The sequence below is a fragment of the Pseudomonas sp. YuFO20 genome (assembly GCF_035064975.1).
In the GTDB taxonomy this organism is placed as follows: Bacteria; Pseudomonadota; Gammaproteobacteria; order Pseudomonadales; family Pseudomonadaceae; genus Aquipseudomonas; species Aquipseudomonas putida_AE.
Genome location: NZ_JAXDEO010000003.1, coordinates 106,850 through 129,983 on the forward strand (window position 1 = coordinate 106,850; position 23,134 = coordinate 129,983).

24 protein-coding genes and 2 pseudogenes are annotated in these 23,134 nt (G+C 60.8%); 12 read left to right on the forward strand and 14 right to left on the reverse strand.

From position 1 onward, the window contains the following. Nucleotides 1-92: 92 nt before the first annotated feature. The 8 genes and pseudogenes from SOP85_RS02755 to SOP85_RS02790 form a co-directional block, all read right to left on the reverse strand. Nucleotides 93-2,648, reverse strand: a complete 2,556-nt coding sequence (locus SOP85_RS02755; protein WP_323626008.1) for a helix-turn-helix transcriptional regulator — start codon at nt 2,646-2,648, stop codon at nt 93-95. A 139-nt stretch (nt 2,649-2,787) separates the two neighbouring features. Then, nucleotides 2,788-4,158 (reverse strand): DUF1329 domain-containing protein, encoded by a 1,371-nt coding sequence (locus SOP85_RS02760; protein ID WP_274073974.1) that lies wholly within the window; start codon nt 4,156-4,158, stop codon nt 2,788-2,790. Between the two features lie 24 nt (nt 4,159-4,182). Beyond that, the gene (locus tag SOP85_RS02765) at nt 4,183-5,976 is read right to left on the reverse strand and encodes a DUF1302 domain-containing protein (protein ID WP_274073975.1); all 1,794 of its coding nucleotides are present in this window, start codon (nt 5,974-5,976) and stop codon (nt 4,183-4,185) included. A gap of 507 nt (nt 5,977-6,483) precedes the next feature. Next, a complete protein-coding gene (locus SOP85_RS02770; RefSeq protein ID WP_323605588.1) occupies nt 6,484-7,395 on the reverse strand; it encodes an SDR family oxidoreductase in 912 nt (303 codons plus the stop codon). Between the two features lie 95 nt (nt 7,396-7,490). Continuing rightward, a pseudogene (locus SOP85_RS02775) lies at nt 7,491-7,595 on the reverse strand (outer membrane lipoprotein carrier protein LolA); the annotation flags it as partial. 64 nt (nt 7,596-7,659) lie between these two features. Continuing rightward, nucleotides 7,660-8,562: an alpha/beta fold hydrolase gene (locus SOP85_RS02780; protein WP_323626009.1), complete on the reverse strand. Its 903-nt coding sequence runs from the start codon at nt 8,560-8,562 to the stop codon at nt 7,660-7,662. Continuing rightward, nucleotides 8,562-9,344 carry a class II aldolase/adducin family protein gene (locus SOP85_RS02785; protein ID WP_323626010.1) on the reverse strand — a complete coding sequence of 261 codons (783 nt, stop codon included), beginning with the start codon at nt 9,342-9,344 and terminating at the stop codon, nt 8,562-8,564. The genes SOP85_RS02780 and SOP85_RS02785 overlap by 1 nt, the downstream gene beginning before the upstream one ends. A gap of 122 nt (nt 9,345-9,466) precedes the next feature. Then, on the reverse strand, nt 9,467-9,922 hold the full coding sequence (locus SOP85_RS02790) for a flavodoxin (RefSeq protein ID WP_323605585.1): 456 nt from the start codon (nt 9,920-9,922) through the stop codon (nt 9,467-9,469). A 102-nt stretch (nt 9,923-10,024) separates the two neighbouring features. Between SOP85_RS02790 and SOP85_RS02795 the strand changes: the two genes are divergently transcribed. Then, nucleotides 10,025-10,501 (forward strand): PAS domain-containing protein, encoded by a 477-nt coding sequence (locus tag SOP85_RS02795; RefSeq protein ID WP_323626011.1) that lies wholly within the window; start codon nt 10,025-10,027, stop codon nt 10,499-10,501. Nucleotides 10,502-10,555: 54 nt separating this feature from the next. Further along, the gene (locus SOP85_RS02800; RefSeq protein WP_323626012.1) at nt 10,556-11,161 is read left to right on the forward strand and encodes a hypothetical protein; all 606 of its coding nucleotides are present in this window, start codon (nt 10,556-10,558) and stop codon (nt 11,159-11,161) included. Nucleotides 11,162-11,194: 33 nt separating this feature from the next. Here the strand turns inward: SOP85_RS02800 and SOP85_RS02805 are convergent, their stop codons facing one another. Then, nucleotides 11,195-12,154, reverse strand: coding sequence for a MerR family transcriptional regulator (locus SOP85_RS02805; RefSeq protein ID WP_323626013.1), 960 nt, complete (start codon nt 12,152-12,154; stop codon nt 11,195-11,197). Nucleotides 12,155-12,362: 208 nt separating this feature from the next. Between SOP85_RS02805 and SOP85_RS02810 the strand changes: the two genes are divergently transcribed. From SOP85_RS02810 to SOP85_RS02840, 7 genes are all read left to right on the forward strand, one after another. Further along, nucleotides 12,363-12,932 carry an antibiotic biosynthesis monooxygenase gene (locus SOP85_RS02810; protein ID WP_323626014.1) on the forward strand — a complete coding sequence of 190 codons (570 nt, stop codon included), beginning with the start codon at nt 12,363-12,365 and terminating at the stop codon, nt 12,930-12,932. A 60-nt stretch (nt 12,933-12,992) separates the two neighbouring features. Continuing rightward, on the forward strand, nt 12,993-13,703 hold the full coding sequence (folM, locus tag SOP85_RS02815) for a dihydromonapterin reductase (RefSeq protein WP_323626015.1): 711 nt from the start codon (nt 12,993-12,995) through the stop codon (nt 13,701-13,703). A 19-nt stretch (nt 13,704-13,722) separates the two neighbouring features. Then, the gene (folE, locus tag SOP85_RS02820) at nt 13,723-14,298 is read left to right on the forward strand and encodes a GTP cyclohydrolase I FolE (protein WP_323626016.1); all 576 of its coding nucleotides are present in this window, start codon (nt 13,723-13,725) and stop codon (nt 14,296-14,298) included. Between the two features lie 2 nt (nt 14,299-14,300). Beyond that, nucleotides 14,301-14,672, forward strand: coding sequence for a dihydroneopterin triphosphate 2'-epimerase (gene folX, locus SOP85_RS02825; RefSeq protein ID WP_008054404.1), 372 nt, complete (start codon nt 14,301-14,303; stop codon nt 14,670-14,672). A 96-nt stretch (nt 14,673-14,768) separates the two neighbouring features. After that, complete coding sequence (locus tag SOP85_RS02830; RefSeq protein WP_272604657.1) at nt 14,769-15,065, forward strand: DUF1244 domain-containing protein; 297 nt, start codon at nt 14,769-14,771, stop codon at nt 15,063-15,065. Further along, a complete protein-coding gene (locus SOP85_RS02835; protein ID WP_323626017.1) occupies nt 15,058-15,396 on the forward strand; it encodes a HopJ type III effector protein in 339 nt (112 codons plus the stop codon). The genes SOP85_RS02830 and SOP85_RS02835 overlap by 8 nt, the downstream gene beginning before the upstream one ends. A 224-nt stretch (nt 15,397-15,620) precedes the next feature. Then, nucleotides 15,621-16,871, forward strand: a complete 1,251-nt coding sequence (locus tag SOP85_RS02840) for a 2-aminoadipate transaminase (protein WP_323626019.1) — start codon at nt 15,621-15,623, stop codon at nt 16,869-16,871. A 175-nt stretch (nt 16,872-17,046) separates the two neighbouring features. On the opposite strand, the gene trxB is transcribed toward SOP85_RS02840, so the two are convergent. Continuing rightward, the gene (gene trxB, locus SOP85_RS02845; protein ID WP_274073990.1) at nt 17,047-18,003 is read right to left on the reverse strand and encodes a thioredoxin-disulfide reductase; all 957 of its coding nucleotides are present in this window, start codon (nt 18,001-18,003) and stop codon (nt 17,047-17,049) included. A 313-nt stretch (nt 18,004-18,316) separates the two neighbouring features. Here trxB and cysZ point away from each other — a divergent pair, with 313 nt between their 5' ends. Together cysZ and SOP85_RS02855 are read left to right on the forward strand one after the other, a co-directional pair. After that, nucleotides 18,317-19,069: a sulfate transporter CysZ gene (cysZ, locus tag SOP85_RS02850; RefSeq protein WP_323605572.1), complete on the forward strand. Its 753-nt coding sequence runs from the start codon at nt 18,317-18,319 to the stop codon at nt 19,067-19,069. Between the two features lie 40 nt (nt 19,070-19,109). Then, on the forward strand, nt 19,110-20,309 hold the full coding sequence (locus SOP85_RS02855; protein ID WP_274073992.1) for a glycosyltransferase family 4 protein: 1,200 nt from the start codon (nt 19,110-19,112) through the stop codon (nt 20,307-20,309). Between the two features lie 117 nt (nt 20,310-20,426). Here the strand turns inward: SOP85_RS02855 and SOP85_RS02860 are convergent, their stop codons facing one another. From SOP85_RS02860 to SOP85_RS02875, 4 genes and pseudogenes are all read right to left on the reverse strand, one after another. Then, a complete protein-coding gene (locus tag SOP85_RS02860; RefSeq protein ID WP_274073993.1) occupies nt 20,427-21,530 on the reverse strand; it encodes an NADH:flavin oxidoreductase in 1,104 nt (367 codons plus the stop codon). A 102-nt stretch (nt 21,531-21,632) separates the two neighbouring features. Next, nucleotides 21,633-21,716 (reverse strand): annotated as a pseudogene (locus tag SOP85_RS02865) (YqgE/AlgH family protein); the annotation flags it as partial. Between the two features lie 31 nt (nt 21,717-21,747). Then, complete coding sequence (locus tag SOP85_RS02870; RefSeq protein WP_274073994.1) at nt 21,748-22,230, reverse strand: glutathione peroxidase; 483 nt, start codon at nt 22,228-22,230, stop codon at nt 21,748-21,750. Between the two features lie 122 nt (nt 22,231-22,352). After that, entirely contained in the window at nt 22,353-22,838 is a 486-nt protein-coding gene (locus SOP85_RS02875; RefSeq protein ID WP_008054392.1) for an FKBP-type peptidyl-prolyl cis-trans isomerase, read from the reverse strand. Between SOP85_RS02875 and SOP85_RS02880 the strand changes: the two genes are divergently transcribed. Beyond that, nucleotides 22,807-23,133: a DUF3565 domain-containing protein gene (locus SOP85_RS02880; protein ID WP_274073995.1), complete on the forward strand. Its 327-nt coding sequence runs from the start codon at nt 22,807-22,809 to the stop codon at nt 23,131-23,133. The genes SOP85_RS02875 and SOP85_RS02880 overlap by 32 nt on opposite strands. The last annotated feature ends 1 nt before the right edge of the window (nt 23,134 follow it).

Here is a 23,134-nt window from a genome sequence, read left to right on the forward strand (position 1 = left end):
CGATTCAAATTTTATAAACACTCCAGCCAGCGAAGTACACCCCGAAACTTGTGTGCATTCATGAACAGACAAAGTACCTGCCAATTCAAACATCAAGTAACAATACCCAATACTTTCGCCCTGGCCACGGCTTGCGTCCGGCGCTCCACACCCAACTTGCCGTTGATGCGTCGCGCGTGGGTCTTGACCGTATGCAAGGAAATGAACAACAGATCGGCAATCTGTTGATTGGAGTTGCCCTGCGCCACTAGCCGCAGAACCTGTATTTCACGTTGGCTCAAGCGGTTCTGGTCCGCACCCGGCGCCTGGGGATCATCGCGCGACTCGGTCAGGCCAATGGCTTGCGGCAGCTGCGCCTGGCGCAACTGCAAATCGCGCAGGGCCTGTTGCAGGTTGCACCGCTCGACCAGTGTCAGTCCTTGCGCCAGTGCTTGCCGGGCAGCGTCCGCATCGCCTGCAAGCCAGGCGACTTCAGCCAGCGCCAGATGCAATTGCCCTTGCAGCGCCGTCATCCCCCGCTGCCTGGCCCGTTGCAGTTGCCCTTCAAGCCGCTCCAGAGGCGTTTGCGCCTGCCCCAGGTAAACCTCGGTCAGGACCAGCAGGAATTCCAGGCCGTCAATCAGCTCCAGCGTGGCCGGAGGGGCCTGGCGTGCACAGGGGCCATGATAGTGACGCAACACCCGGGTCAGGGCCTGGTACGCCAGTTGCGGTCGCCCTTGTTGCAACCAGAAATGGATACTGGTGTGCAGCAAGACTCCGCGATACACGGTCTCGGGAATCCGCCGTTGCTGCATCAGCCGTTCGGCGTCGCGCAGCTGGTCGAATGCCTGGGCGTAATCCAGGCGATTCGCCGCCAGCTGGGCCAGCCCGAGGAAGCCATACAGCGCGCGTTTGTCCTGGCTGCGCAAGCAGATCTGCAGACCGGTCTCGAAGTACATGGCCGCCTGTTGCTCGCGGCCCAGGCTCAGGTTCAAGCGGCCGCGACGCAGGGCGATCCGCCCCAACAAGGGTCCGGCATTGCCATGCTGGCTGCAGAGCAGGCCGTGCATGTGGGCGAGCAGGTCATCGGCCCTGCCGGACGCTCCGCGCTGCTCGAGCAATTGCGCGTGATCGAGCTCCAGCAAGCCTTCGAATACCAGTGAGCCGTGCGCCCGGGCGAGACACAACGCCTCCCGGCTGAGCGCCTGTGCGACGTCGAGTTCGCCCCGCAGCAAGGCCTGTTGGGTCAACCCGGACAGGCACATCAGCCGGGCAGGCCAACATTCGAGGTCGAGCTCGTCGAGCGCCTCGAGCAAGTGCGCCCGGGACGCATCCATGCGCCCCAACAAATGCAGGAGCCAACCCTGTTGAGCCTGCCAGCGTGCGATCAATTGCCGTTGCAGAAATGCCGACGGCTGGGGGCTGAATCGCGACAATTGTTCGATGCACTCGGCTGCCTGTTCGAAGCGCCCGGCGAACAACAAGGCCGCGGTGATCAAGCCGACCAGTTGCGGCGAGCCAAACAGCAACTCCTCGCCGCGTTGCTCGTGCAAACGCAGGAGCAAAACGACGGTCTGCTCTTCGAACAACTGCTCGAAACCGAAATGCTGCAACAGGCTGACGGCGACCTCGAACTCCTGCGCCAGCAAGGCCTGTTCAAACGCGGCCTTCCAGTCCTGCTCGGCGACGAACCACTGGCAGGCACGACGATGCCAGAAGCGTGCGGCCGGCCATTGTTCATCGCGCATCAAACGGCTCAGGGGAGCGAAGACCTGCAACCAGTCTGTGGAGTCTTGCCAGGGCTCGATGAAACAGCCCCGCTCCTGCAACGCACTCAGGTATTGCGCGCCCTCGCCAGCGCCGAACAGGTGATCGCTGAGCCGAGCGTTGAACCGTGGCAACTGCGCCAGCACGCGCCAGGCCTCGGCAAGCTCCGGCGCCAGATGAGCGAAGAGCTCATGCTCCAGGTAGTCGTGCAGGGTATCCGGTCGACCGTTTGGGGTGTCGTGGCGGGTCCAGTCGCATTTTTGCAGCAGCGCTATCCGCACCCCGGCGCACCAGCCACCACTGTTCCGGAAAATTCTCTCGGCACCTTTCGCGGCCAGGGCCGGCTCCAGGTGATGCAAGAGTTTTTCGATTTCATCCTGATTGAACGCCAGTGCGGCAGGCTCGGCATCGTACAGCTCGTCACCGAGCAGCAGCCGTGGCCAGTTGCATTGCGCACGTCGCCGCCCACTCAACCACCAGGTGATCATCGGGCTGCTGCCGGCCAGCAAGCGATCGAGCAACAGGTCCAGCGCCGGGTGAGGAACACGACAGTAGTCATCGATAAACAGCCAGGTTGCGGTCGGTAATCGAGCCAGGTACTCCAACAATACCGACTCATCCGCCGCTGCCAGTCCCAGCGCCTGCGCCAGGCGCTGGCAAAAGCCATCGACACTGAGCGCTTCCCCCGCCATTGGCAGCCAGCGGACCTGGCAGGTTGCAGGCGCATTGAGCATGCACTCGACCAGCAGCGCACTCTTGCCACTGCCGGCCGGCGCGCAGAGCAATTTCACCCGCGCCGTCGAGGCCAGCAACGGCTCGACCAGGCGCGCGCGATACAAGTGATGTGGAGACAATCGGGGCAGGTGTCCAGGACGGTCCAGACACGTCGTCATGGCAGTCATAGTGGTGCGCCTTTTTATTTTTGTGGCGCCACCCTAGCCCCCTGTCGAGCGCTTATTGAAGAAGTATTCAACACACTTATCGAGCCCTATAAAAAAGGTGACCACGAGGTCACCTTTTTGAGCAAACGCTGTAGGAAATCTACCTCACACCTGTACTCCGCAATGCTGCAGGCGTGTAGTCCCCGGCTTTGGCGGCGATGTTGAATTCGAAGCTGCGCTTCTCCTCGTTCTTCATCCCCAGGGCGATGTAACGACCGGCAATCAGGTCGTACAGCGCTTCAACGGTGTAGGCCGGGACCTGATGATCGTAGTAGAACTGCGCGTGCCCTTCAGCCACCCGCCAGAGCTGGCCACGACCGTCGTAATGATCGGCCAGGGCCACCTGCCAGGTGTCTTCGTCGATGTACATGTGACGCTTGGCATACACATGCCGCTCATTGGGCTTGACCGTGGCAACCACCTCCCAGACCCGATGCAGCTCATAGCGGGTCAAGTCCTGGTTGATGTGCCCGGCCTTGATCACATCGGTGTACTTTAGGTTAGGCGAGTCGAGCTTGTAGCTGTTGTAGGGGATGTACATTTCCTTCTTGCCGATCAGCTTCCAGTCATAGCGATCCGGCGCGCCGGAAAACATGTCGAAGTTGTCCGTGGTGCGCAACCCGTCGGACGAGGTGCCCACGCCGTCATAGGCCACTTGCGGTGCCCGGCGCACACGGCGCTGACCGGCGTTGTAGATCCAGGCCTTGCGGGGTTCCTGGACCTGGTCGAGGGTTTCGTGGACCAGCAGCACGTTGCCCGCCAGGCGCGCCGGCGCGGTGACTTCCTGCTTGAAATAGTTGAGGACGTTTTCATCGCTGCCTGGCTTCAGGTCTCCCAGCAGTGACGGCACCGCCACTTCGTCCTTGAAGCGGATGACCGTGAAATCACCATTGGACTGGGGCGTGGCCTGGGTGATGGTGCGACGCAGGTTGCCACCGTGATAACGGGTGATGTGGTTCCAGATCACCTCGACCCCGTTCTTCGGAATCGGAAAGGCGTAGTAGCGATTGCCGGTGAAATTGGCCAGGCCGTTGCCGTCGTTGGTCGGCGTCACATTCAGTGCGCTGCGCTTGGCCGCCTCGTAAACCTCCGGCGGCAGTGCCGCCGTGCGATGGCTCGGATAGACCGGTATTTTGTAGGTCTCGGGGTAGCGCTTGAACATTGCGACCTGGCCATCGGACAGCTTGTCCTTGTACTGGTCGACGTTCGCGGCGGTGATGATGAACAAGGGTTTTTCATTGGCGAACGGATCGGCCAAAAAGCCCTTGCTGTCCACCGCACCCGCATTCTTGGGAATACCACCGGTCCACGCTGGAATCGTTCCGGCGGCATTGCCGGCCTTCTCGGCGCCCAGGGGCGTGAGGCTGGTGCCGAGCTTGTTGGCTTCTTCGGCCGATACCGCCGCCATCACGTTGACGGCCAGCAGGCTCAGGGCCAGGGCGGTGCCCAATTGCAGAATCATCTTGCGCATTGAATTCATCCTTTTTCAGCCAGGTCAGAAGTTCACGCCAAAGCTCAACGCGACGAAATCGCGGTCTTCGAGCACGTTGTAGTCACCTCCGAAGAAGTCGGTGTAACTGAGGCTTGCGGTGTAGGTGTTGCGGTAGTCCGCATCGACGCCGAGGCTGACCGCCTTGGCCCCTTCATTGAACAGCCCGTTGGGGCCGTAGCCGGCGACGTCGTGGGACCACGACAGGTTGGGACGGAAATTGATCCCGGCGATGACGTTGTTGTAATCGAGGATGGCGCGGGCGCGATAACCCCAGGAGGTCGACGTGACGAAACCATCGGTATCACCACCGAAGCCGTATTGGCCGTACACCGAGTCGCGGCCGTAGCGCAACTTGCTGCGCGCCTCCAGGCCACCGACCCGGACCACGGCCGCTTCACCCACCAGGGTCAGGCGATCCGCACCCGCGACCTGGTCGACGAAGTGCGTCAGGGTGCTCTGGACCTGGGTCACTTCCTTGCGCCGGTAGCCTTTGTTGTCGGCACCCGGTGAAGTCTGGATCGGCGACGCGGCGCCACCGGCAATCGGGTTGAGCATCGCCAGGGTCAGGTCGGTGCTGTTGATCTGCACCGGCAGGTTGGGGCGATAGCTGATCTCGCCGGTCCACGCCGTGCCGGTGGGCAAGGTGGTGGAGAAGCTCGCGCCATACAGGCGAATGTCTTCCGGGTATTCAAGGTAATACTGGCCGCGACCGAGCATTACGCTTTGCGCCAGGCCTGAGCCGCTACCGGGAGCGATACGGTTGGCGGCCGCGACAATTCCGGGAATGCTCGCCAGTGTGGACAGGCCGGCCGTCGTGGTACCGACGTTGGGCGTACGACTGTGGTAGTTCATGAAATACAGACCGTACTCGGTGTCATCCCCCAGCCAGCGCAGTGCAGTACCCCACTGCCCGGAATCCCGGGCATCGCGGTCTTGACCACGAGGAACGACCACGCCTTCGCGGGTGACCTCGAAACCCTGGCCAAACGCAGCGGCAATCGGCTGCAGTGGCGCAATGGCCGGGCTGGCCACGGTGTAGCCCTTGTCACACCCATCGGCCACCACGTCGGTGCCGAAGAAGGTGCCGCAGTTATCGACGACGGTCTGGTCCCACTCCAGCTGATAGAAGCCTTCCACCGTCAACTTGTCCGTCAGGCCCTGGGAGGCGAACAGCATGTTGACCGGAATCAGGCCCTCCTTGATCTCGGCACCGGGACGGCGGAAAGCCGAGACGTCGACCGGATTGATGCTGTTGATCGAGTTGCCGATGAAGGTGCTTTCGCCCCAACTGACCACCTGCTTGCCGGCGCGCACCGTGCCTGGCAGATCGGCGATGGAATAGTTGTGATAGACGAAGGCGTCGAGGATCTGCCCGCCGGACGACTTGGAGCCCTCTTTGCGATTGTGATCGCTGATCGGCTTGAACGGCCGGTCTTCGTCCTTCAATTCGAAGTCGTACCAGTACTTTCCACGGACGAACACACCAGTGTCGCCGTACTTGAGTTCAAGGTCGTGAATACCCTTGAAGATCTTCGAGAAAGTTTCACCCTTGCTGAAATTCTGCCGCCCGTCATCACCCGTCGACGCCTGCCCGCTGCCACCGTTGACGATGCCGACCAGAGCATCATCGGCATCGCGCATGCCCCAGCTCGCACCGACCGACAGCGAAGAGTCGAACGTGCCCTCGATTTCGCCAATGTTGAATGAAAGCGCCTGCGCCTGGGCACAGCACCCCAAGGCCACCGCAACGGCCAGCGCCTGCGGTGTGAAGATGGCGCGCATTGTTGTTTTTGTCATGCGTCTTCCCCGGTGAGTGACAGAAGGCCACACCCTACTGCCGAGCGCCGGGAGCGATAAGCGCACCAAGGAGGTATTCGTGGTGTCGCTCGAAAGGATGAATGACTGCGTGGCACGGGGGATAACGCGGGGGCATAGACACACTGGATGTGAAGGCATCATTCAGAAACATGGTCTACGCTGCTGGCAGGCAGGACTGTTGCACCAACCGTAACGGTGCATCTCCGCGATCGCTATTTTTCCTTGGCCGGCAAAGACTTATTCTTGCCCTGCGCTTTCGGAAAAGCAGCCGCAAAGCGCCCTCGCGGTTCGCGACAGATTTCAGATGATTTGATCGTATCGAGTCATCACCCCGTGTACATCGACGTTGATTTGTAGCTCCTGGATCCAACGTCTTCTTTGGCCGCTGCGTTTGCAGCGGCCTTTTTTATGGGGCAAGGTTTTTAAGCGAAGAGGGCAAATCGAAGAAAGGCAGAGCCCGTGCGGACTCTGCCCGATGAAGCCTGATCAGATCGAATACTTCTGCAAATTCCCCATCATCTCCTTCAGCGCTTCAATATTGTCCTTCGGATGCGCCGCGCCCTCGAAATCACAAATCTGCTGCCAGTGCGCCGCGACGTCTTCCGGGGAGAAACCGACCCGCGGATCGAACCCGGCGCCGAGGCTGCGTTCCCAGCGCACCTTGCCCATCCAGCCGCCGCCGACTTCGAACAGCCCGGAAGTTTCCTGGCAGTTTTCGCTGGCCAGGTACACCACCAGCGGGCTGACCAGTTCCGGCTTGAGTTGCTCGAACACTTGCGGCGGAATCAAGCCTTCCGTCATGCGGGTGCCGCCGGTGGGGGCGATGGCGTTGACCAGGATGTTGTTCTTGCGGCCTTCGATGGCCAGGGTGCGGGTCAGGCCGTAGAGGCCGAGCTTGGCCATGCCGTAGTTGGACTGGCCGAAATTGCCGTAGATGCCTGAGGTGGACGCGGTGAAGATGACCCGGCCATAGTTTTGCTCGCGCAGGTGCGGCCAGGCGGCGCGGGTGACTTTGTAGGCGCCTTCGACGTGGACGCGATACACCAGGTCCCAGTCGCCATCCTCCATTTTGTGGAAGGTCTTGTCGCGCAGGATGCCGGCGTTATTGACCACCACGTCGACGCGACCGAAGACGTCAAGGGCGTGCTGGACGAGTTTGTCGCCGTCGGTGACCGAGTCGTGGTTGGCCACGGCGGTGCCGCCCGCCTCACGAATTTCGCTGACCACGCGGTCTGCCGCCGAGGCATTGGCGCCTTCGCCCTGGGTCGAGCCGCCGAGGTCGTTGACCAGCACCTTGGCGCCCTGTTTGGCGAACAGCAGTGCGTGCGCCCGTCCCAGGCCGCCACCCGCGCCGGTGATGATCACGACTTTATCTTCGAAACGCACAGACTCATTCATGGGGAACTCCAGCAGGCCAGGGACAATGGATTGGAGTGTCAGGCACGGGGCTGCGGGTCACAATGAATACGGGGGAGGCTGAATGGTGTGCGATAAGGCAGGGGGATGATGAGCATGAACCCTGTAGGAGCGAGCTTGCTCGCGAAAAACCTGAGAGCACCGCGGGGTGTCAGGCTCCCCGCGTCATCGTTGACCTCCATCGCTGGCAAGCCAGCTCCTACAGGGGATCGGGTGTGGTCGCGAGGGCCGGTTTCCACAGGGCTACTAGGAGCAAGCCACCTTGAGCGGCATTGCGATCAAACGGTCGCGAAACGCCAGGTAGTGCTTGAGCACCTGGCATGGCGCTTCGATCTGTGGGTAATGACCAATGTCGCTGAGCAGGACCGCGTCCGCGTTGGGGATCAGCTCACGGTAGCGCGCCACCATGTGCGCACCGGAAATCGGATCGACCTCGCCATCAATCACCCGCAGCGGCACGTCGCCGCGCTGCATCGCCCCGACCCAACGCTCGCGTTGGACTCGCCGCTCGGGGATGTAGGCAATCAATTTGTGCATGACCCGTGGGCCATGGTTGCTTTCGACCAGGCTCCAGAAATCATCCATCTGGCTCTCGCTGGGACGGGTCTGCGGGCCGAAGATCTGGCGGAAACTCTTCACCAGGCCATCGCGACTGAACGCACGGCCGATCATCCACCCCAACGGGCTGAGCAGGAGTTTTTGCACCAGCACCGGGCGATGGGTTTCGGGGAATAGCCCGCCATTGAGGAAGACGCAACTGGCGAGGTCGATGCCCGCTTCGTAGTGCCGGGCCAGCAGTTCCTGGGCCACGCTGTCACCGTAGTCATGGGCCAGCAGGTGCAGCGGTTGCTCGACGCCCAGGTGGGCCAGCAGCGCCTGTTGCAGGTCGGCCTGCTCCAGCAGGCTGTACTCGTGATTCAGCGGTTTGGCCGAGTCGCCGAAACCGAGCATGTCACAGGCAATCACCCGATAACGCTGGGCCAAGGGTTGCCAAAGGTAATGCCAGTCCCAGCTGGCGCTCGGGAAACCATGGATGAGCAACAGCGGCTCACCCTGCCCCGCCGTCCAGTAACGGATGGCGTGACCACGAAACACGAAAGTCTGGCCGCGCTTGCGCCAGACACTCAGGGGGATCTCGGCAAGTTGCATTAGAGTTTATATCCCGGGTCGAGTTTATCGAGCTTGCGCAGCAGCGCCGGCCAGGCCAGCGCTCCGCCCATTCCTTGAGCACTTTTGGTGACACCGGCAATCATCGCCTTGGCCCCCGCGAGAATCTGCGGTTCGATGGCAATCAGTTCGGCGCCACCGTTCTGCGCCATGACCTGGATATCGCAGGCGCGCTGAAAGATAAACATCGCCAGGAAGGTGTCGGCGATGGTGCTGCCGCAGGTCAGCAGACCGTGGTTGTGCAGCATCAGGAAATTGTTTTCACCGAGGTCGGCTTGCAATCGCGCCTTTTCCTCGTGGTTGAGGGCAACGCCTTCGTAGCCGTGATACGCCAGGCTGGACAGGACAAACAGCGACTGCTGGCTGATCGGCAGAATGCCCTGGCGCTGCGCCGACACCGCCACGCCCGAGGCCGTATGGGTGTGCAGCACGCACACGACATCGTGGCGAACCTCATGCACCGCGCTATGGATGGTGTACCCCGCCGGGTTGATCTCGTAGGGGCTGTCCATCAACTTGTTGCCGGCCTGATCGACCTTGACCAGGCTGGATGCGGTTATTTCGTGAAACATCAGCCCGTAAGGGTTGATCAGGAAATCTTCGGTGCCGGGCACCTTGGCGGAGATGTGGGTGAAAATCAGATCATCCCAGCCATGCTGGGCGACCAGGCGGTAGCAGGCAGCGAGGTCGACGCGGGCCTGCCACTCGGCAGCGCTGACCTGGTCTTTGACGCTCGAAGCGGATTGGACGGGGGCTACGCTCACGACAAGGAACCTCGGTTTTTATTATGGAGTGTTTCCAATGACTACCGAGTCTAGTCACCCTCCGAGGTTCGCGTAGTTGCATTGGCAGCCAGCTTGATGGCCGAGCGAGTCAGCGGTGTCGATCAGCCCCGCAGGGCGTCGACAAGTTCCGCCAGCCAAGGCTCGGCGTCCGTTTCCGGGGTCACGCTTTCACTGGCGTCCAGGCGCAGCATCGGCAGGACTTCGACAATGCCCAACTCACCGAACAGCTCGCGCATCAGCTCACCACCGCCGCAAAAGGTATCGCCATAGCTCGCATCGCCCAGGCCGATCACGGCCCCCGGCAAGCCTCGCCAGGCACTGGGCAGCAGGTCGCGAATCATCGAGTACAGGGGCTGCAGGTTGTCCGGCAGCTCGCCCATGCCGGTGGTCGACGTCACCGCCAGCAAGGCTTCGGGCGCGAAGGCCTGAAGATCGGCGAGGCTGGCACGGGGGTTGTGGAAGGTTTCGAAACCGGCGTCTTTCAAAATATTGGCGGCATGGCGGGCAACTTCTTCGGCCGTGCCGTACACCGAGCCGGAAATGATGGCGACTTTCATCAATCTGATCCTGAAGCTGAATAAAAGACCGGGATATTAACAGCACGGTCTGGATTGTTCTTTTAGAATCCCACAGACGACCAACAAGGAAGGGTTTTACCGATGATCAACGCGAAGCTGCTGCAGCTGGCGATCAATGCCTCCAACGACGGTATCGTGATTGCCGAAAAGGAAGGCGATCAGGACAAGATCCTGATCTACGTCAACCCGGCTTTCGAACGCCTCACCGGCTATACCAGCGAAGAAATCCTCTACCAGGATTGCCGCTTCCTGCAGTCGGGAGACCGCGACCAGGATGCCTTGTCGAAGATTCGTGACGCGCTGGCCAGTGAAGGCTCCTGCCGGGAAATCCTGCGCAATTACCGCAAGGATGGCACGCCGTTCTGGAACGAACTGTCGCTTTCGACGGTGAAAAGTCCGAGTGACGGGCAGGTTTATTTTATTGGCGTACAGAAGGACGTGACCATCCAGGTCAAGGCGCAGCAGCGAGTGGTGCAGCTTGAAGCTCAATTGGCCGAGGTCCAGGCCGAGCTTGATGCGCTCAAAGCGACGAACGGCAAAAACAAAACCGCGAATTAATTGTCATTAACTACAATCACCAGTGCCTCTGTAACTAAATTTTTCGAGCCCACCATGCAACGCGACGCGCTCCTCACCCAGGACGAGCTGGATTTTATCCAGACCATGCAACACAACCCGCAGCTGAATGTGCGGGATGCGACGTCGAGCCTGCTCGTCAATGGTGGGTCGCAGATCCGTGACCTGCTCACGCGCCTGGCCGCGCATGAGCAGGTCACCCTGCAAGCAAATTTCGAAAACCAGCAAATGACCTTCCCCCTGCACCTGGTGGAAGACGAGTTTCATGCCATGCATCTGCGCCTGGGCGTGCCGAGCATTTACGAAGGCGGGCCATCGGTCCGGCCTTGGCGGCTGGTGCTCGACGAACCGGTGGCGCTGGAAAACGCCAAGGGCCAACCCGGCACCCTGTGGGTGCACGAAGTATCGTTCAAAGGGGTGTTGCTGGAGATTCGCAACAAGACCAAGGCACCCAAGCATTTCGCCTTGTGGTTCAGCCCGTCAGGCTATGAGCGGATCGCCTTGCGTGGCACGCTGGAAAAAGAAACCGAGCAGGGTTTCTTTGCCTACCAACTGAGCCAGAACGACCTGGATGAAACCGAGCGCCTGCGCCAGTTCATTCTGCAACAACATCGCTTGACCCATCCTACCCTGCACCTCTGAATCCTGCCCTTCTGAACCCTGCCCCTCTGAACATCAGGTATCCAGGTTGCCCGCCAGAAACTGGTTGAGGCGCTGACGCATCACCGTTCCCTCATTTCCCAGGCATCCGATCGATGACCCGGCGAGGTTTTCCTGCGCCAGGTCGCACGCATCACCGGCCAGCAGCAAAGGGCAATCCAGGCTCATCGCCAGACGATTCAGGCGCCGGGGCAAGTCGGGGCTGGGGACGTGGTTGGAAAACAGCACCAGCGCCCGGGGCTTGATCCTTTCGCAGACCAGGGTCAGTTCGTCGAACGGTTGGCCGGTGGTCAGCACCCGCACCCCCATTTGATCGTTTGCGAGGAACAACGCGGCGATCAGCAATTCAAGCTCGCGACACTGGCCTGCCAAGGCGCTGACGATGACGCGCCTGGGGTGCCTGTCACGGATCAACAGCAGGCGCTGCACCACCCGTGAGCGCAGGAAACCATCGAGGAACAACCACTCGCTGGCCCGGCCAAACGTGTCCTGGCGCTGCAGCAATTGCCGCCACAGCGGAAGAAGGATGTCCTGGAAAACAACCGGCTGGGAGTAGCTGGAAAAAATCTGCCCATAGACCTGCTCCAGCCGGGCGTCGTCAAAAGCGCTGACGGCGGCCGCGAGCTGTTGCTGCCATTGTGCGTAATCGGCCTGCACCAGATTGTTGGGAATGATGTGGGCCAGTGCCTGCAACGGCGCTGCCTTGGCCAGGATCTTGCTGATCTTGCTGACCGCTACCCCGCGCTCGATCCAGTTGAGGATGCTGCGCACCCGCTCGATATCGGTCATCGAATACAGGCGGTGCCCGCTTTCGGTGCGAGTGGGCACGATCAGGCCATGGCGTCGCTCCCATGCGCGAAGCGTGACCGGGTTAACACCGGTAAGGCGCGCCACCTCGCGAATCGGAAAAAGCTCTTCCCGTTCCAGGGAGAGCGCCGGTGACACATCCAGGTCATCGTCGGTCAAGACAGGCATTTATCGGCCTACATCCATGTGTGGTTCAAATCCCATTGTACCTCCCCTGCACCTCTATGATTCAAGGCATAGATTGTTACCGAGCCACTGACGTCGCGGGTAGAATCAGGAATAATTTTTGCTTGTCCCAAGATGCAGCCCACCACCCCGGCGCTGCGCCTGGCGAAACTCCTACCCGGAGCGACGCATTTGTTTACGGAGATACATGATGTCTACCTCCCCCGTCACGCTGATGGTGGCGCGCCGCGTCGCCGATGGGCGTTATCAGGACCTGATGGTCTGGTTGCGCGAAGGCGAACAACTGGCCACCGACTTCCCCGGTTACCTGGGCTCCGGCGTGCTCGCTCCGCCGCCTGACGATAACGAATTCCAGATCATCTTCCGCTTCGCCGACGAGCCGACGCTGCACGCCTGGGAGCACTCGGCTTCGCGTACCGCCTGGCTGGCCCGTGGCAGCGATCTGTTCGCTCACCCGAAGGAACATCGGGTCAGTGGCATCGAAGGCTGGTTCGGCGCGGCAGGACAACGCCCGCCGCGCTGGAAACAGGCAGTTGCGATCTGGCTGGCGTTTTTTCCGGTGTCGCTGTTGTTCAATTTTGTGCTTGGGCCGTTGCTGAGTGAGACGACGCTGCTGCCTCGCGTACTGATCAGCACCCTGTGCCTGACGCCGTTGATGGTCTATTTCTTCATTCCGTTGTCGACCCGTTTGTTGGCCAATTGGTTGAATGGCACATCTGCACGACCGTTGCCTGTTCGACCGTCCACCCAAAACCGCTGAAATAGGTAGACCGCCCGCGTCGCTGGTATAGTTTTGCTCTTACCGCGATGCGAGCCGTTCATGACCTCTACCGCAGCCCCCATTCTCATCACCGGTGCCGGCCAGCGTGTCGGCCTGCATTGCGCGCAGCGCTTGCTCGAAGACGGTCATCGGGTGATTTTCAGTTACCGCAGTGAACGTCCCGGCGTGCAAACCCTGCGTGACCTGGGGGCGATCGGGCTGTTCGCGGACTTCTCCAGCGAAGCCGGGATCGTCACCTTCATCAGTGAACTGAAAACCCATACCGACAGCCTGCGAGCGATAATCCACAACGCCTCCGAATGGCTGGCCGAAACACCGGAGACCGATGCCACGGCCTTCACCCGCATGTTCAGCGTGCACATGCTGGCGCCTTACCTGATCAACTTGCATTGCGCCGACCTGCTCGAACGCTCGAGCCCCGCCGACATCGTGCACATCAGCGATGACGTGACCCGCAAGGGCAGCAGCAAGCACATCGGCTACTGCGCCAGCAAAGCCGGGCTCGACAGCCTGACCCTGTCCTTCGCCGCCAAATATGCGCCCGGTATCAAGGTCAACGGAATCGCCCCCGCCCTGCTACTGTTCAATCCCGACGATGATGCGGCCTATCGCGCCAAGGCACTGGCCAAATCCGCGCTGGGCATCGAACCTGGCAGCGAAGTGATCTATCAGAGCCTGCGTTATCTGCTCGACAACCCTTATGTCACCGGCACCACCCTGACCGTCAACGGCGGAAGGCACATCAAATAAGTGTCCCTGAGGAACTTCCATGACGCTTTCCCTACCCCAGAACGGCCTGTCACAGAGCTATCGCGAGATCCTCATCGGGCTCGGAGAGAACCCAGATCGCGAAGGCCTGCGTGATACGCCGTTGCGCGCGGCCAAGGCCATGCAGTACCTGTGTCATGGTTACGAGCAAAGTGTCGAGGAAATCATCAACGGCGCCTTGTTCGCGTCCGACAACGATGAAATGGTGATCGTCGACAACATCGAGCTGTATTCGCTGTGCGAACATCACATGCTGCCCTTCATCGGCAAGGCGCATGTGGCTTATATTCCAACGGGCAAGGTGCTGGGGCTGTCGAAGCTTGCGCGGCTGGTGGACATGTTCGCCCGTCGCCTGCAGATCCAGGAAAACCTCACCCGGCAAATCGCCGACGCCGTGCAACAGGTGACCGGCGCGGCCGGCGTCGCCGTGGTCATCGAAGCGCAGCACATGTGCATGATGATGCGCGGCGTCGAAAAACAGAATTCGACCATGAACACCTCGGTGATGCTCGGCGCCTTCCGCGAATCGAGCAACACACGCCAGGAGTTCCTGCAATTGATTGGACGGAGCAAGTAGCAATGCCACAACTTCAACCAGGCATGGCGCGCATCCGGGTCAAGGACCTGTGCCTGCGCACCTACATCGGCATCAACGAGGATGAAATCCTCAACAAGCAGGATGTGCTGATCAACCTCACCATTCTGTACGCAGCCCAGGAAGCGGTGCGCGACAACGATATCGATCACGCGCTGAACTACCGCACCATCACCAAGGCGATCATCGCCCACGTGGAAGGCAATCGCTTCGCCCTGCTCGAACGCCTGACCCAGGAGTTGCTGGACCTGGTCATGGCCAACGAGTCGGTGCTGTACGCCGAAGTCGAAGTCGACAAGCCCCACGCCCTGCGATTCGCCGAGTCGGTGTCGATAACGCTTGCAGCGAGCCGCTAGCTTCAAGCTTCAAGCCGCAAGCTGTAAACTGCACCTCACCGCCAACCATCTTGCAGCTTGAAGCTTGCCGCTTGAAGCTGTCTCACAGAGCCCCCCATGACCGATCAAGAACGCCTTGAGCTCGAAGCCGCCGCCTTCCGCCGGCTGGTGGCCCACCTGGACAGCCGCAAGGATGTGCAGAACATCGACCTGATGAACCTTTCCGGTTTCTGCCGCAACTGCCTGTCCAAGTGGTACAAGGCCGCGGCCGACGAGCGCCAGATCGAGGTCAGCCTCGATGACGCCCGCGAAGTGGTCTACGGCATGCCGTACGCCGAGTGGAAAGCCCAATTTCAGCAAGAAGCCAGCGCCGAACAACAAGCGGCGTTCGCCAAAGGAAAACCCAATGAGTGATTTGAACACCCTGCGCGCCAGCCTTAAGAGCGGCGAACACGTCTTCGCCGACACCCTGGCATTCATTGCCGCCGGTTACGACTACCAGCCCCAGGCCTTCAACAATGGCGGCGTGGAAAACGCCGCCGGGCAGAACGAAGGCTCGTGCAAGACCCTGGGCCTGGCATTGCTGGAAGGCCTGAGCGATGACGAAGCACTGCTGGCGTTCGGCGAGCATTACCGTTCGGTGCTGGCGACGCCCGAGGGCAGCGATCATGGCAATATCCGGGCGTTGATGGTGCATGGCCTGGCGGGTGTGGAATTCACCCAGCAGCCCCTGACCCGCCGCTGATCCTTGTAGGAGCCGGCTTGCCGGCGAAGGCGTCCTGAGGGGTGATGCCAAATTCAAGGGCCCCTTCGCTGGCAAGCCAGCTCCTACAGGTTCTGCGTCTGTTTTTGGAATGTTCAACACATCCCGACTTTTAAGATTAACCCGCTCACTTTATTTCGTTTGCCCGCCACCGCTGCTCACGGCTTAGATAAAAAGAAGTCCTCCTTCTTCCGAGCCGGTCCCCCATGCGCAGTGAAACCATCAGCCAGTCGATCAACATCGTTCACCCTGTCACCCTCAGCCACGGCAAAAACGCCGAGGTCTGGGACACCGATGGCAAGCGCTACATCGACTTCGTCGGCGGCATTGGCGTGCTGAACCTCGGCCATTGCCATCCGCGCATCGTCGATGCCATCCGCGAACAGGCCACCCGGCTGACCCACTACGCCTTCAACGCCGCGCCCCATACGCCCTACATCGACCTGATGGACCGCCTCAGCGCCTTTATCCCGGTCGATTACCCGGTCAGCGGCATGCTCACCAACAGTGGCGCCGAAGCGGCGGAGAATGCGCTGAAGATCGTCCGTGGCGCGACCGGGCGTACGGCCGTGATTGCCTTTGATGGGGCATTCCACGGCAGAACGCTGGCCACCCTCAACCTCAACGGCAAGGTGGCGCCCTACAAACAGAAAGTCGGGGTGTTGCCCGGGCCGGTGTATCACCTGCCGTTCCCCAGCCGGGACAACGGCGTGACCTGTGCCGAGGCCCTGAAAGCCATGGAGCGCCTGTTCAGCGTCGAGATCGATGTTGCGGACGTGGCCTGCTTCATCGTCGAACCGGTGCAGGGCGAAGCGGGCTTCCTGGCCATGGATGTCGAGTTCGCCCAGGCATTGCGCAAGTTCTGCGACGAAAAAGGCATTGTGCTGATTGCCGATGAAATCCAGTCCGGCTTCGGCCGCACTGGCCAGCGCTTTGCATTCTCGCGACTGGGCATCGAACCGGACCTGATCCTGCTGGGCAAGAGCATCGCCGGCGGTGTGCCGCTGGGTGCGGTGGTCGGGCGCAAGGCGCTGCTGGATAACTTGCCCAAGGGCGGGCTCGGCGGCACCTATTCCGGCAACCCTATCGCTTGCGCTGCTGCGCTGGCGACCCTGGACGAAATGACTGACGCCAATCTGCAGGCCTGGGGTTCGCAACAGGAAGAAGCGATTGTCAGTCGCTACGAAAGCTGGCGCGATCGTAATCTGTCACCGTTCCTTGGCCGCCTGACCGGCGTTGGCGCGATGCGCGGCATTGAACTGGCCAACGCTGACGGCACACCGGCTTCAGCTCAGTTGACGCAACTGCTGGCCCTGGCCCGGGACGCCGGTTTGTTGCTGATGCCCAGCGGCAAGTCGCGCCACATCATTCGCTTGCTGGCGCCATTGACCACCGAATCTTCGGTGCTGGAGGAAGGCCTGGACATCCTTGAGGCGTGCCTCACCAAACTGACCTGAACACAAAACCCCTGTGGGAGCGGGCTTGCTCGCGAAGGCGTCGTGTCAGGCAACCTGTTTATCAACTGTCACACCGGCTTCGCGAGCAAGCCCGCTCCCACAGGGGATAGCATTCAGGCATGAATTGCAGACAGAAAAAAACCGGCCGAAGCCGGTTTTTTTTACCAACGCAGAATCAAGCGTTCTGCAGATTGTCCAGGTAACGCTCGGCATCCAGTGCCGCCATGCAACCGGCGCCAGCGGAGGTGATCGCCTGGCGGTAGACGTGGTCGGCCACGTCGCCGGCGGCGAAGATGCCTTCGAGGTTGGTCGCAGTGGCGTTGCCGTCACGGCCGCCATGCACCACCAGGTAACCGTCTTTCAGGGTCAACTGGCCTTCGAACAACGAAGTGTTCGGGGTGTGGCCGATGGCGATGAACACGCCGTCGACTTTGATCTCGTCGAAGCTGCCGTCGTTGTTCTTCAGGCGGGCACCGGTCACGCCCATGTTGTCGCCCAGGACTTCGTCCAGGTTCGCGTTCAACTTCAGGATGATCTTGCCTTCAGCCACGCGGGCATTGAGCTTGTCGATCAGGATCTTCTCGGCGCGGAAGGTTTCGCGACGGTGGATCAGGGTCACGGTGCTGGCGATGTTGGCCAGGTACAGTGCCTCTTCGACAGCGGTGTTGCCGCCACCGACCACGGCCACTGGCTTGTTGCGGTAGAAGAAACCGTCGCAGGTCGCGCAGGCCGAAACGCCTTTGCCCATGAATGCTTCTTCCGATGGCAGGCCCAGGTAACGAGCGCTGGCGCCGGTGGCGATGATCAGGGCGTCGCAGGTGTAGGTCGCGCTGTCGCCGGTCAGGGTGTACGGCTTGGCAGCGAAATCCACGGCATTGATGTGATCGAACACGATCTCGGTTTCAAAGCGCTCGGCGTGCTCGCGCATCCGCTCCATCAGCGCCGGGCCGGTCAGGCCATGGACGTCGCCCGGCCAGTTGTCGACTTCGGTGGTGGTGGTCAATTGACCGCCGGCCTGCATGCCGGTGATCAAGAGTGGCTTGAGGTTGGCACGGGCGGCATAGACGGCGGCGCTGTAACCGGCAGGGCCGGAACCGAGAATAATCACTCGCGAATGACGGACTTCAGACATGACCTGCTCCTGTTGACCGGCCCGGAATACCTGGCGCGGAACGCCGGATGACCGGCGGGAATAAAAAAGGACCATTGAAAGCACTTGGGGAAGGCTTGAACTCGACAGTCCTGTAAAAAGTTGGGTGCAGCGTATCGAGGGGGCGAAGATTAAGGAAATACCGTTTAACAATCCAGCTCATAGGTGGTCTCTATACCTACTGAGTGATGATCGGGACGCCTTTGTTACAGTTAATGTCGATGTCGCTGTCGCGCTTTCGCCGGTCAGGCAAAGCCGGTAAGGTCGGCGCGTTTTCCTTTGTTCGGAGCACCCTATGCCCGCCCCTGTACTGTCCGGCCCGCAATACCTGCGTGAAGGCCTGAAACTGGTGCTCAGCCCCAGCCTGCGCCTTTTTGTATTACTGCCACTGGTGATCAACCTGGTGCTGTTCGTCGGATTGATCTATCTGGCCGGCCATCAGTTCAGCCTGTGGGTCGATACGCTGATGCCATCCCTGCCCGACTGGCTAAGCTTCCTCAACTATGTGCTGTGGCCGTTGTTCGTGGTGCTGGTGGTGTTGATGGTGTTCTTCACCTTCACCATGCTCGCCAACGTCATCGCCGCGCCGTTCAACGGCTTCCTGGCGGAAAAGGTCGAAGTGGTGGTGCGTGGCACGGACGACTTCCCGGCCTTCAGCTGGGGCGAGCTGATCGCCATGATCCCGCGCACCCTGGCCCGGGAAATGCGCAAGCTCGGTTACTTCCTGCCCCGGGCGCTCGGGCTGTTCATCCTGTCGTTCATCCCGGTGGTGAACATCATTGCGGCGCCGCTGTGGCTGCTGTTCGGGGTGTGGATGATGGCGATCCAGTACATCGACTACCCGGCGGACAACCACAAGCTCGGCTGGAACGAGATGCTTGCTTGGCTACGCCAGAAGCGCTGGCAAAGCATGAGCTTTGGCGGGATCGTCTACCTGGTGCTGCTGATTCCGGTGGTGAATATCCTGATGATGCCGGCGGCTGTGGCCGGGGCGACCTTGTTCTGGGTGCGTGAGCGTGGGGCGGAGAATCTGGTGACCCAGCGCTGAGTCGGTCACAAATCCATCATCCTGTCGTCACAACGCCGACATGGCCTCAGGCCACACTGAGGTCATGACGACAGCTCTGCATATCACCCTGATCACCGAAACCTTCCCTCCGGAAATCAATGGCGTGGCCAACACCCTTGGGCGCCTGTGCGACGGTTTGCGCGCGCGCGGGCATCAGGTGGAACTGGTGCGACCTCGCCAGGGTTGCGATCAATCGGCGAGCAGCGACGATGAGTTGCTGCTGTGCCGAGGCTGGCCACTGCCGGGCTATCCCGGGCTGCAATGGGGGCAGTCGTCGATGCACAAGCTGCTGCGGCGCTGGAAGCGCCATCGCCCGGATGTGCTGTATATCGCCACCGAAGGACCGCTCGGCCTGTCGGCCTTGCGCGCCGCACGACGCCTGGGCATCTCGGTGGTCAGCGGCTTTCACACCAACTTCCAGCAGTACTCCAGCCAGTACGGCTTCAGCTTGCTGTCTCGCCTGCTGACCCACTACCTGCGCTGGTTCCACAATCGCTCGAACCTGACGCTGGTGCCCAGTGTCAGCCAGCGCATGGAGCTGGAACGTCGGCATTTCGAGCGCCTGGCGTTGCTGTCCCGCGGGGTCGACAGCCAGTTGTTTCACCCGGCCAAACGCTTGAATGCGCTGCGTGATCAATGGGGGCTGGGGGAAAAAGACATCGCCGTCATCCATGTAGGACGGTTGGCTGCGGAGAAAAACCTCGGGTTGCTCAAACGCTGTTTCGACACGCTCAAGGCTACTTATCCACAGCGCACCTTGAAGCTGATTGTGGTGGGCGATGGCCCGCAGCGTCTGCAGATGGAAAGCGAATTACCGGAAGCGATTTTCTGTGGGGCACAACGAGGCGAAGCCCTGGCCAGTCATTATGCGTCGGGGGATGTGTTTGTGTTTCCGAGCCTGACCGAAACCTTCGGCAATGTAGTGTTAGAGGCGCTTGCTTCGGGACTGGGGGTTGTGGCTTACGACCAGGCAGCAGCGGCGCAGCATATTCGCCATGGCTACAACGGTGTGCTGGCGATGCCGGGGGATGAGGAGGCGTTTTGCGATGCCGCGGTGTGGTTGCTGGAGAAGCGCGAAAACTTGCGTTGTCTGCGGCTCAATGCGCGCCAGCATGCGAGTCGCCAGGGTTGGGCGGCGATCATTGAACAGTTCGAGGGGCAGTTGCGAGGGGCTTGTGTTGGGGAGGTGGTGGTGCCGAATGCACCGACCTTGCCCTGAGCCTAGGGTGACATTGGGTCAGTCATCGCCAGCAGGCTGGCTCCCACAGGTTCTGTGTACACCACAGAAACCATGTGGGAGCCAGCCTGCTGGCGATGGGGCCCTTACGGACTCGACTTAAACCAGCGTCATCAACGCTTCACGGCTGAACGGCAGGATGTCTTCCTCGCGACCGTCACGCACTTTCTGTGCCCAGTCCGGGTCCACCAACAGCGCACGCCCCACCGCCACCAGATCGAACTCGTCGTTATTCAGACGCTCCAGCAGTTTTTCCAGGCTGGCCGGCTGCGCCACCTTGTCGGTGTTGACCATGAACTGCAGGAACTCGCCGTCCAGGCCAACGCTGCCCACGGTGATGGTCGGCTTGCCGGTGAGTTTGCGCGTCCAGCCTGCCAGGTTCAGTTCGGAACCGTCGAACTCCGGCTCCCAGAAACGGCGTGTCGAGCAGTGGAAAATATCCACGCCAGCGTCGGCCAAGGGCTTGAGGAAATCGCCCAAGGCCTCTGGCGTCTGCACCAGGCGCGCGGTGTAGTCCTGCTGCTTCCACTGGGAGAAGCGGAAGATGATCGGGAAGCCTTCGCCCACCGCGGCACGTACCGCCTGGATCAATTCGATGGCGAAACGCGAGCGGTTGGCCAGGCTGCCGCCGTATTCGTCGGAGCGCTGGTTGCTGCCTTCCCAGAAGAACTGGTCGACCAGGTAACCGTGGGCACCGTGGATTTCCACGCCGTCCATGCCAATGCTCTGGGCATCCTTCGCCGCTTGGGCGAACGCGGCAATCACGTCCTGAATGTCCTGTTTGGTCATGCCGTGAACCACGACCTGGCCGTCCTTCACTTTTTCCGATGGACCGTAACCTGGCACGCTGGCGTCCGGCTCGGTGCCGATGCGACGCACGCTGCCGACATGCCACAGTTGCGGAACGATCTTGCCGCCCTCGGCGTGAACCGCATCGACGACTTTCTTCCAGCCGGCCAGGGCCGCTTCACCGTAGAAATGCGGAACGTTCGGGTAGCCGTTCGAAGCCTTATGCCCGACTGTGGTGCCTTCGGTGATGATCAAGCCCACGCCGGCGGCGGCGCGACGACGGTAGTACTCGATCACTTTGGAATTGGGTACGCCGCCCGGCGAAAACGAACGGGTCATCGGCGCCATGACCACACGGGTCGGCAGTTCGAGGGTGCCGAGGTGGAACGGTTTGAACAGGGCTTTAACGGGCATTTGGACGCTCCACGGAAGAATGACTTTATGACGGCGATAATATGGAGAGTCCGACGCCTTGAACAGCATTATTGATCAGCGTGATTAAGGGTCAGAAGGAGGGAACACTGTAGGAGCGAGCTTGCTCGCGATGAACCTGAGAACGCTGCTGGGTGTCAGGCTGGCAGCGTTATCGTTAACGACCATCGCGAGCAAGCTCGCTCCTACAGGGGGGGTATCAGGCCAGGGCTTTTTCGATCGCCTGAACCACACTCGGATCATCCGGCGCCGTACGTGGCGAGAACCGCGCCAGCACACGACCGTCTTTACCCAGCAGGAATTTCTCGAAGTTCCAGGTAATGTCGCCGGGGAACTCCGCGCCCTCGCCCGCCAGCAGCTTGTACAACTGATGACGCTCGTGACCGTTGACTTCCAGCTTGCTGGACAACGGAAAGGTCACGCCATAGTTGAGGTTGCAGAAGTCCTTTATTTCCTGCTCGGTACCTGGTTCCTGCCCGGCAAACTGGTTGCACGGCAGGCCCAGCACGCTGAAACCCTTGCCTTTGTATTGCTGGTAGAGGTTTTCCAGCGCCGCGTACTGCGGGGTCAAGCCGCATTTGGAGGCCACGTTGACCACCAGCACGACGTGCCCCTTGAAAGGGGCCAGAGGGAGCGCCTGACCATCCAGGGCTGTCAAATTAAGTTCGTGAAAAGCACTCATGACGTACTCCAGATTCCCGTGTTCTTCTCGAAACAGCCACTTGGTGGTGTCGCCTGGAACAGCCGCAGACTAAAAAGGCGCCCTCGGGGCGCCTCTCCAGCTATCTGAGCTTAGCGCAGAAATCAGTGGTGATGGCCACCTTCGCCATGGACGTGACCATGGGCGATTTCTTCCTGGCTGGCATCACGGATGTTGATGATCTTGACCTGGAAGTTCAGGCGCTGACCCGCCAACGGGTGGTTGCCGTCTACGGTGACGTCGTCGCCGTCCAGATCGCGGATGGTCACGATCTGCATCTGGCCGTCCGGAGCGGAAGCGTGGAACTGCATGCCCACTTCCAGCTCATCAACGCCTTCGAACATGCTGCGGCTCAGGGTGCTGACCAGTTCGGCAGCGTACTCGCCGTAGGCATCCTCCGGTTCAACGGCCACGGTCAGCTCGTCGCCGACTGCTTTGCCTTCCAGGGCTTTTTCCAGGCCCGGGATGATGTTGCCTGCGCCTTGCAGGTAGACCAGCGGCGCGCCGCCGGCTGAGCTGTCGATGACCTCACCAGCGTCGTTGGTCAGGGTATAGTCGATGGAGACAGCCTTATTGGCGGCGATCAGCATGGGGCGAGACCTTTTGCATAAGAATATTGAAAGACCCAGTTTAGCGAAGCAATCGCCCGAAAGCGAACACAACCCGGACAGACGGGATTCAACGATCACGGGCTTTCATCAGGATGAAGACGGCCACTGGGTGGTCGAGCTTTCCTGCGGCCACACCCAGCACCTGCGGCACCAGCCACCTTGGCAATCCCGGGCCTGGGTCCTGGACCCTGCGCAACGCCTTGAAAAAATAGGCCAGCGCTTTGACTGCGGTTGGTGCGCACAGGGCTCGGTTAGCGATAACCTTGGCGACTGAA

Bases quoted from the DNA above. Each gene is read 5' to 3' on its own strand.
- SOP85_RS02755 (WP_323626008.1), bottom strand. From the start codon at position 2,648: ATGACTGCCATGACGACGTGTCTGGACCGTCCTGGACACCTGCCCCGA.
- SOP85_RS02760 (WP_274073974.1), bottom strand. From the start codon at position 4,158: ATGCGCAAGATGATTCTGCAATTGGGCACCGCCCTGGCCCTGAGCCTG.
- SOP85_RS02765 (WP_274073975.1), bottom strand. From the start codon at position 5,976: ATGACAAAAACAACAATGCGCGCCATCTTCACACCGCAGGCGCTGGCC.
- SOP85_RS02770 (WP_323605588.1), bottom strand. From the start codon at position 7,395: ATGAATGAGTCTGTGCGTTTCGAAGATAAAGTCGTGATCATCACCGGC.
- SOP85_RS02780 (WP_323626009.1), bottom strand. From the start codon at position 8,562: ATGCAACTTGCCGAGATCCCCCTGAGTGTCTGGCGCAAGCGCGGCCAG.
- SOP85_RS02790 (WP_323605585.1), bottom strand. From the start codon at position 9,922: ATGAAAGTCGCCATCATTTCCGGCTCGGTGTACGGCACGGCCGAAGAA.
- SOP85_RS02795 (WP_323626011.1), top strand. From the start codon at position 10,025: ATGATCAACGCGAAGCTGCTGCAGCTGGCGATCAATGCCTCCAACGAC.
- SOP85_RS02800 (WP_323626012.1), top strand. From the start codon at position 10,556: ATGCAACGCGACGCGCTCCTCACCCAGGACGAGCTGGATTTTATCCAG.
- SOP85_RS02805 (WP_323626013.1), bottom strand. From the start codon at position 12,154: ATGCCTGTCTTGACCGACGATGACCTGGATGTGTCACCGGCGCTCTCC.
- SOP85_RS02810 (WP_323626014.1), top strand. From the start codon at position 12,363: ATGTCTACCTCCCCCGTCACGCTGATGGTGGCGCGCCGCGTCGCCGAT.
- folM (WP_323626015.1), top strand. From the start codon at position 12,993: ATGACCTCTACCGCAGCCCCCATTCTCATCACCGGTGCCGGCCAGCGT.
- folE (WP_323626016.1), top strand. From the start codon at position 13,723: ATGACGCTTTCCCTACCCCAGAACGGCCTGTCACAGAGCTATCGCGAG.
- folX (WP_008054404.1), top strand. From the start codon at position 14,301: ATGCCACAACTTCAACCAGGCATGGCGCGCATCCGGGTCAAGGACCTG.
- SOP85_RS02830 (WP_272604657.1), top strand. From the start codon at position 14,769: ATGACCGATCAAGAACGCCTTGAGCTCGAAGCCGCCGCCTTCCGCCGG.
- SOP85_RS02835 (WP_323626017.1), top strand. From the start codon at position 15,058: ATGAGTGATTTGAACACCCTGCGCGCCAGCCTTAAGAGCGGCGAACAC.
- SOP85_RS02840 (WP_323626019.1), top strand. From the start codon at position 15,621: ATGCGCAGTGAAACCATCAGCCAGTCGATCAACATCGTTCACCCTGTC.
- trxB (WP_274073990.1), bottom strand. From the start codon at position 18,003: ATGTCTGAAGTCCGTCATTCGCGAGTGATTATTCTCGGTTCCGGCCCT.
- cysZ (WP_323605572.1), top strand. From the start codon at position 18,317: ATGCCCGCCCCTGTACTGTCCGGCCCGCAATACCTGCGTGAAGGCCTG.
- SOP85_RS02855 (WP_274073992.1), top strand. From the start codon at position 19,110: ATGGCCTCAGGCCACACTGAGGTCATGACGACAGCTCTGCATATCACC.
- SOP85_RS02860 (WP_274073993.1), bottom strand. From the start codon at position 21,530: ATGCCCGTTAAAGCCCTGTTCAAACCGTTCCACCTCGGCACCCTCGAA.
- SOP85_RS02870 (WP_274073994.1), bottom strand. From the start codon at position 22,230: ATGAGTGCTTTTCACGAACTTAATTTGACAGCCCTGGATGGTCAGGCG.
- SOP85_RS02880 (WP_274073995.1), top strand. From the start codon at position 22,807: ATGGAGACAGCCTTATTGGCGGCGATCAGCATGGGGCGAGACCTTTTG.
- SOP85_RS02875 (WP_008054392.1), bottom strand. From the start codon at position 22,838: ATGCTGATCGCCGCCAATAAGGCTGTCTCCATCGACTATACCCTGACC.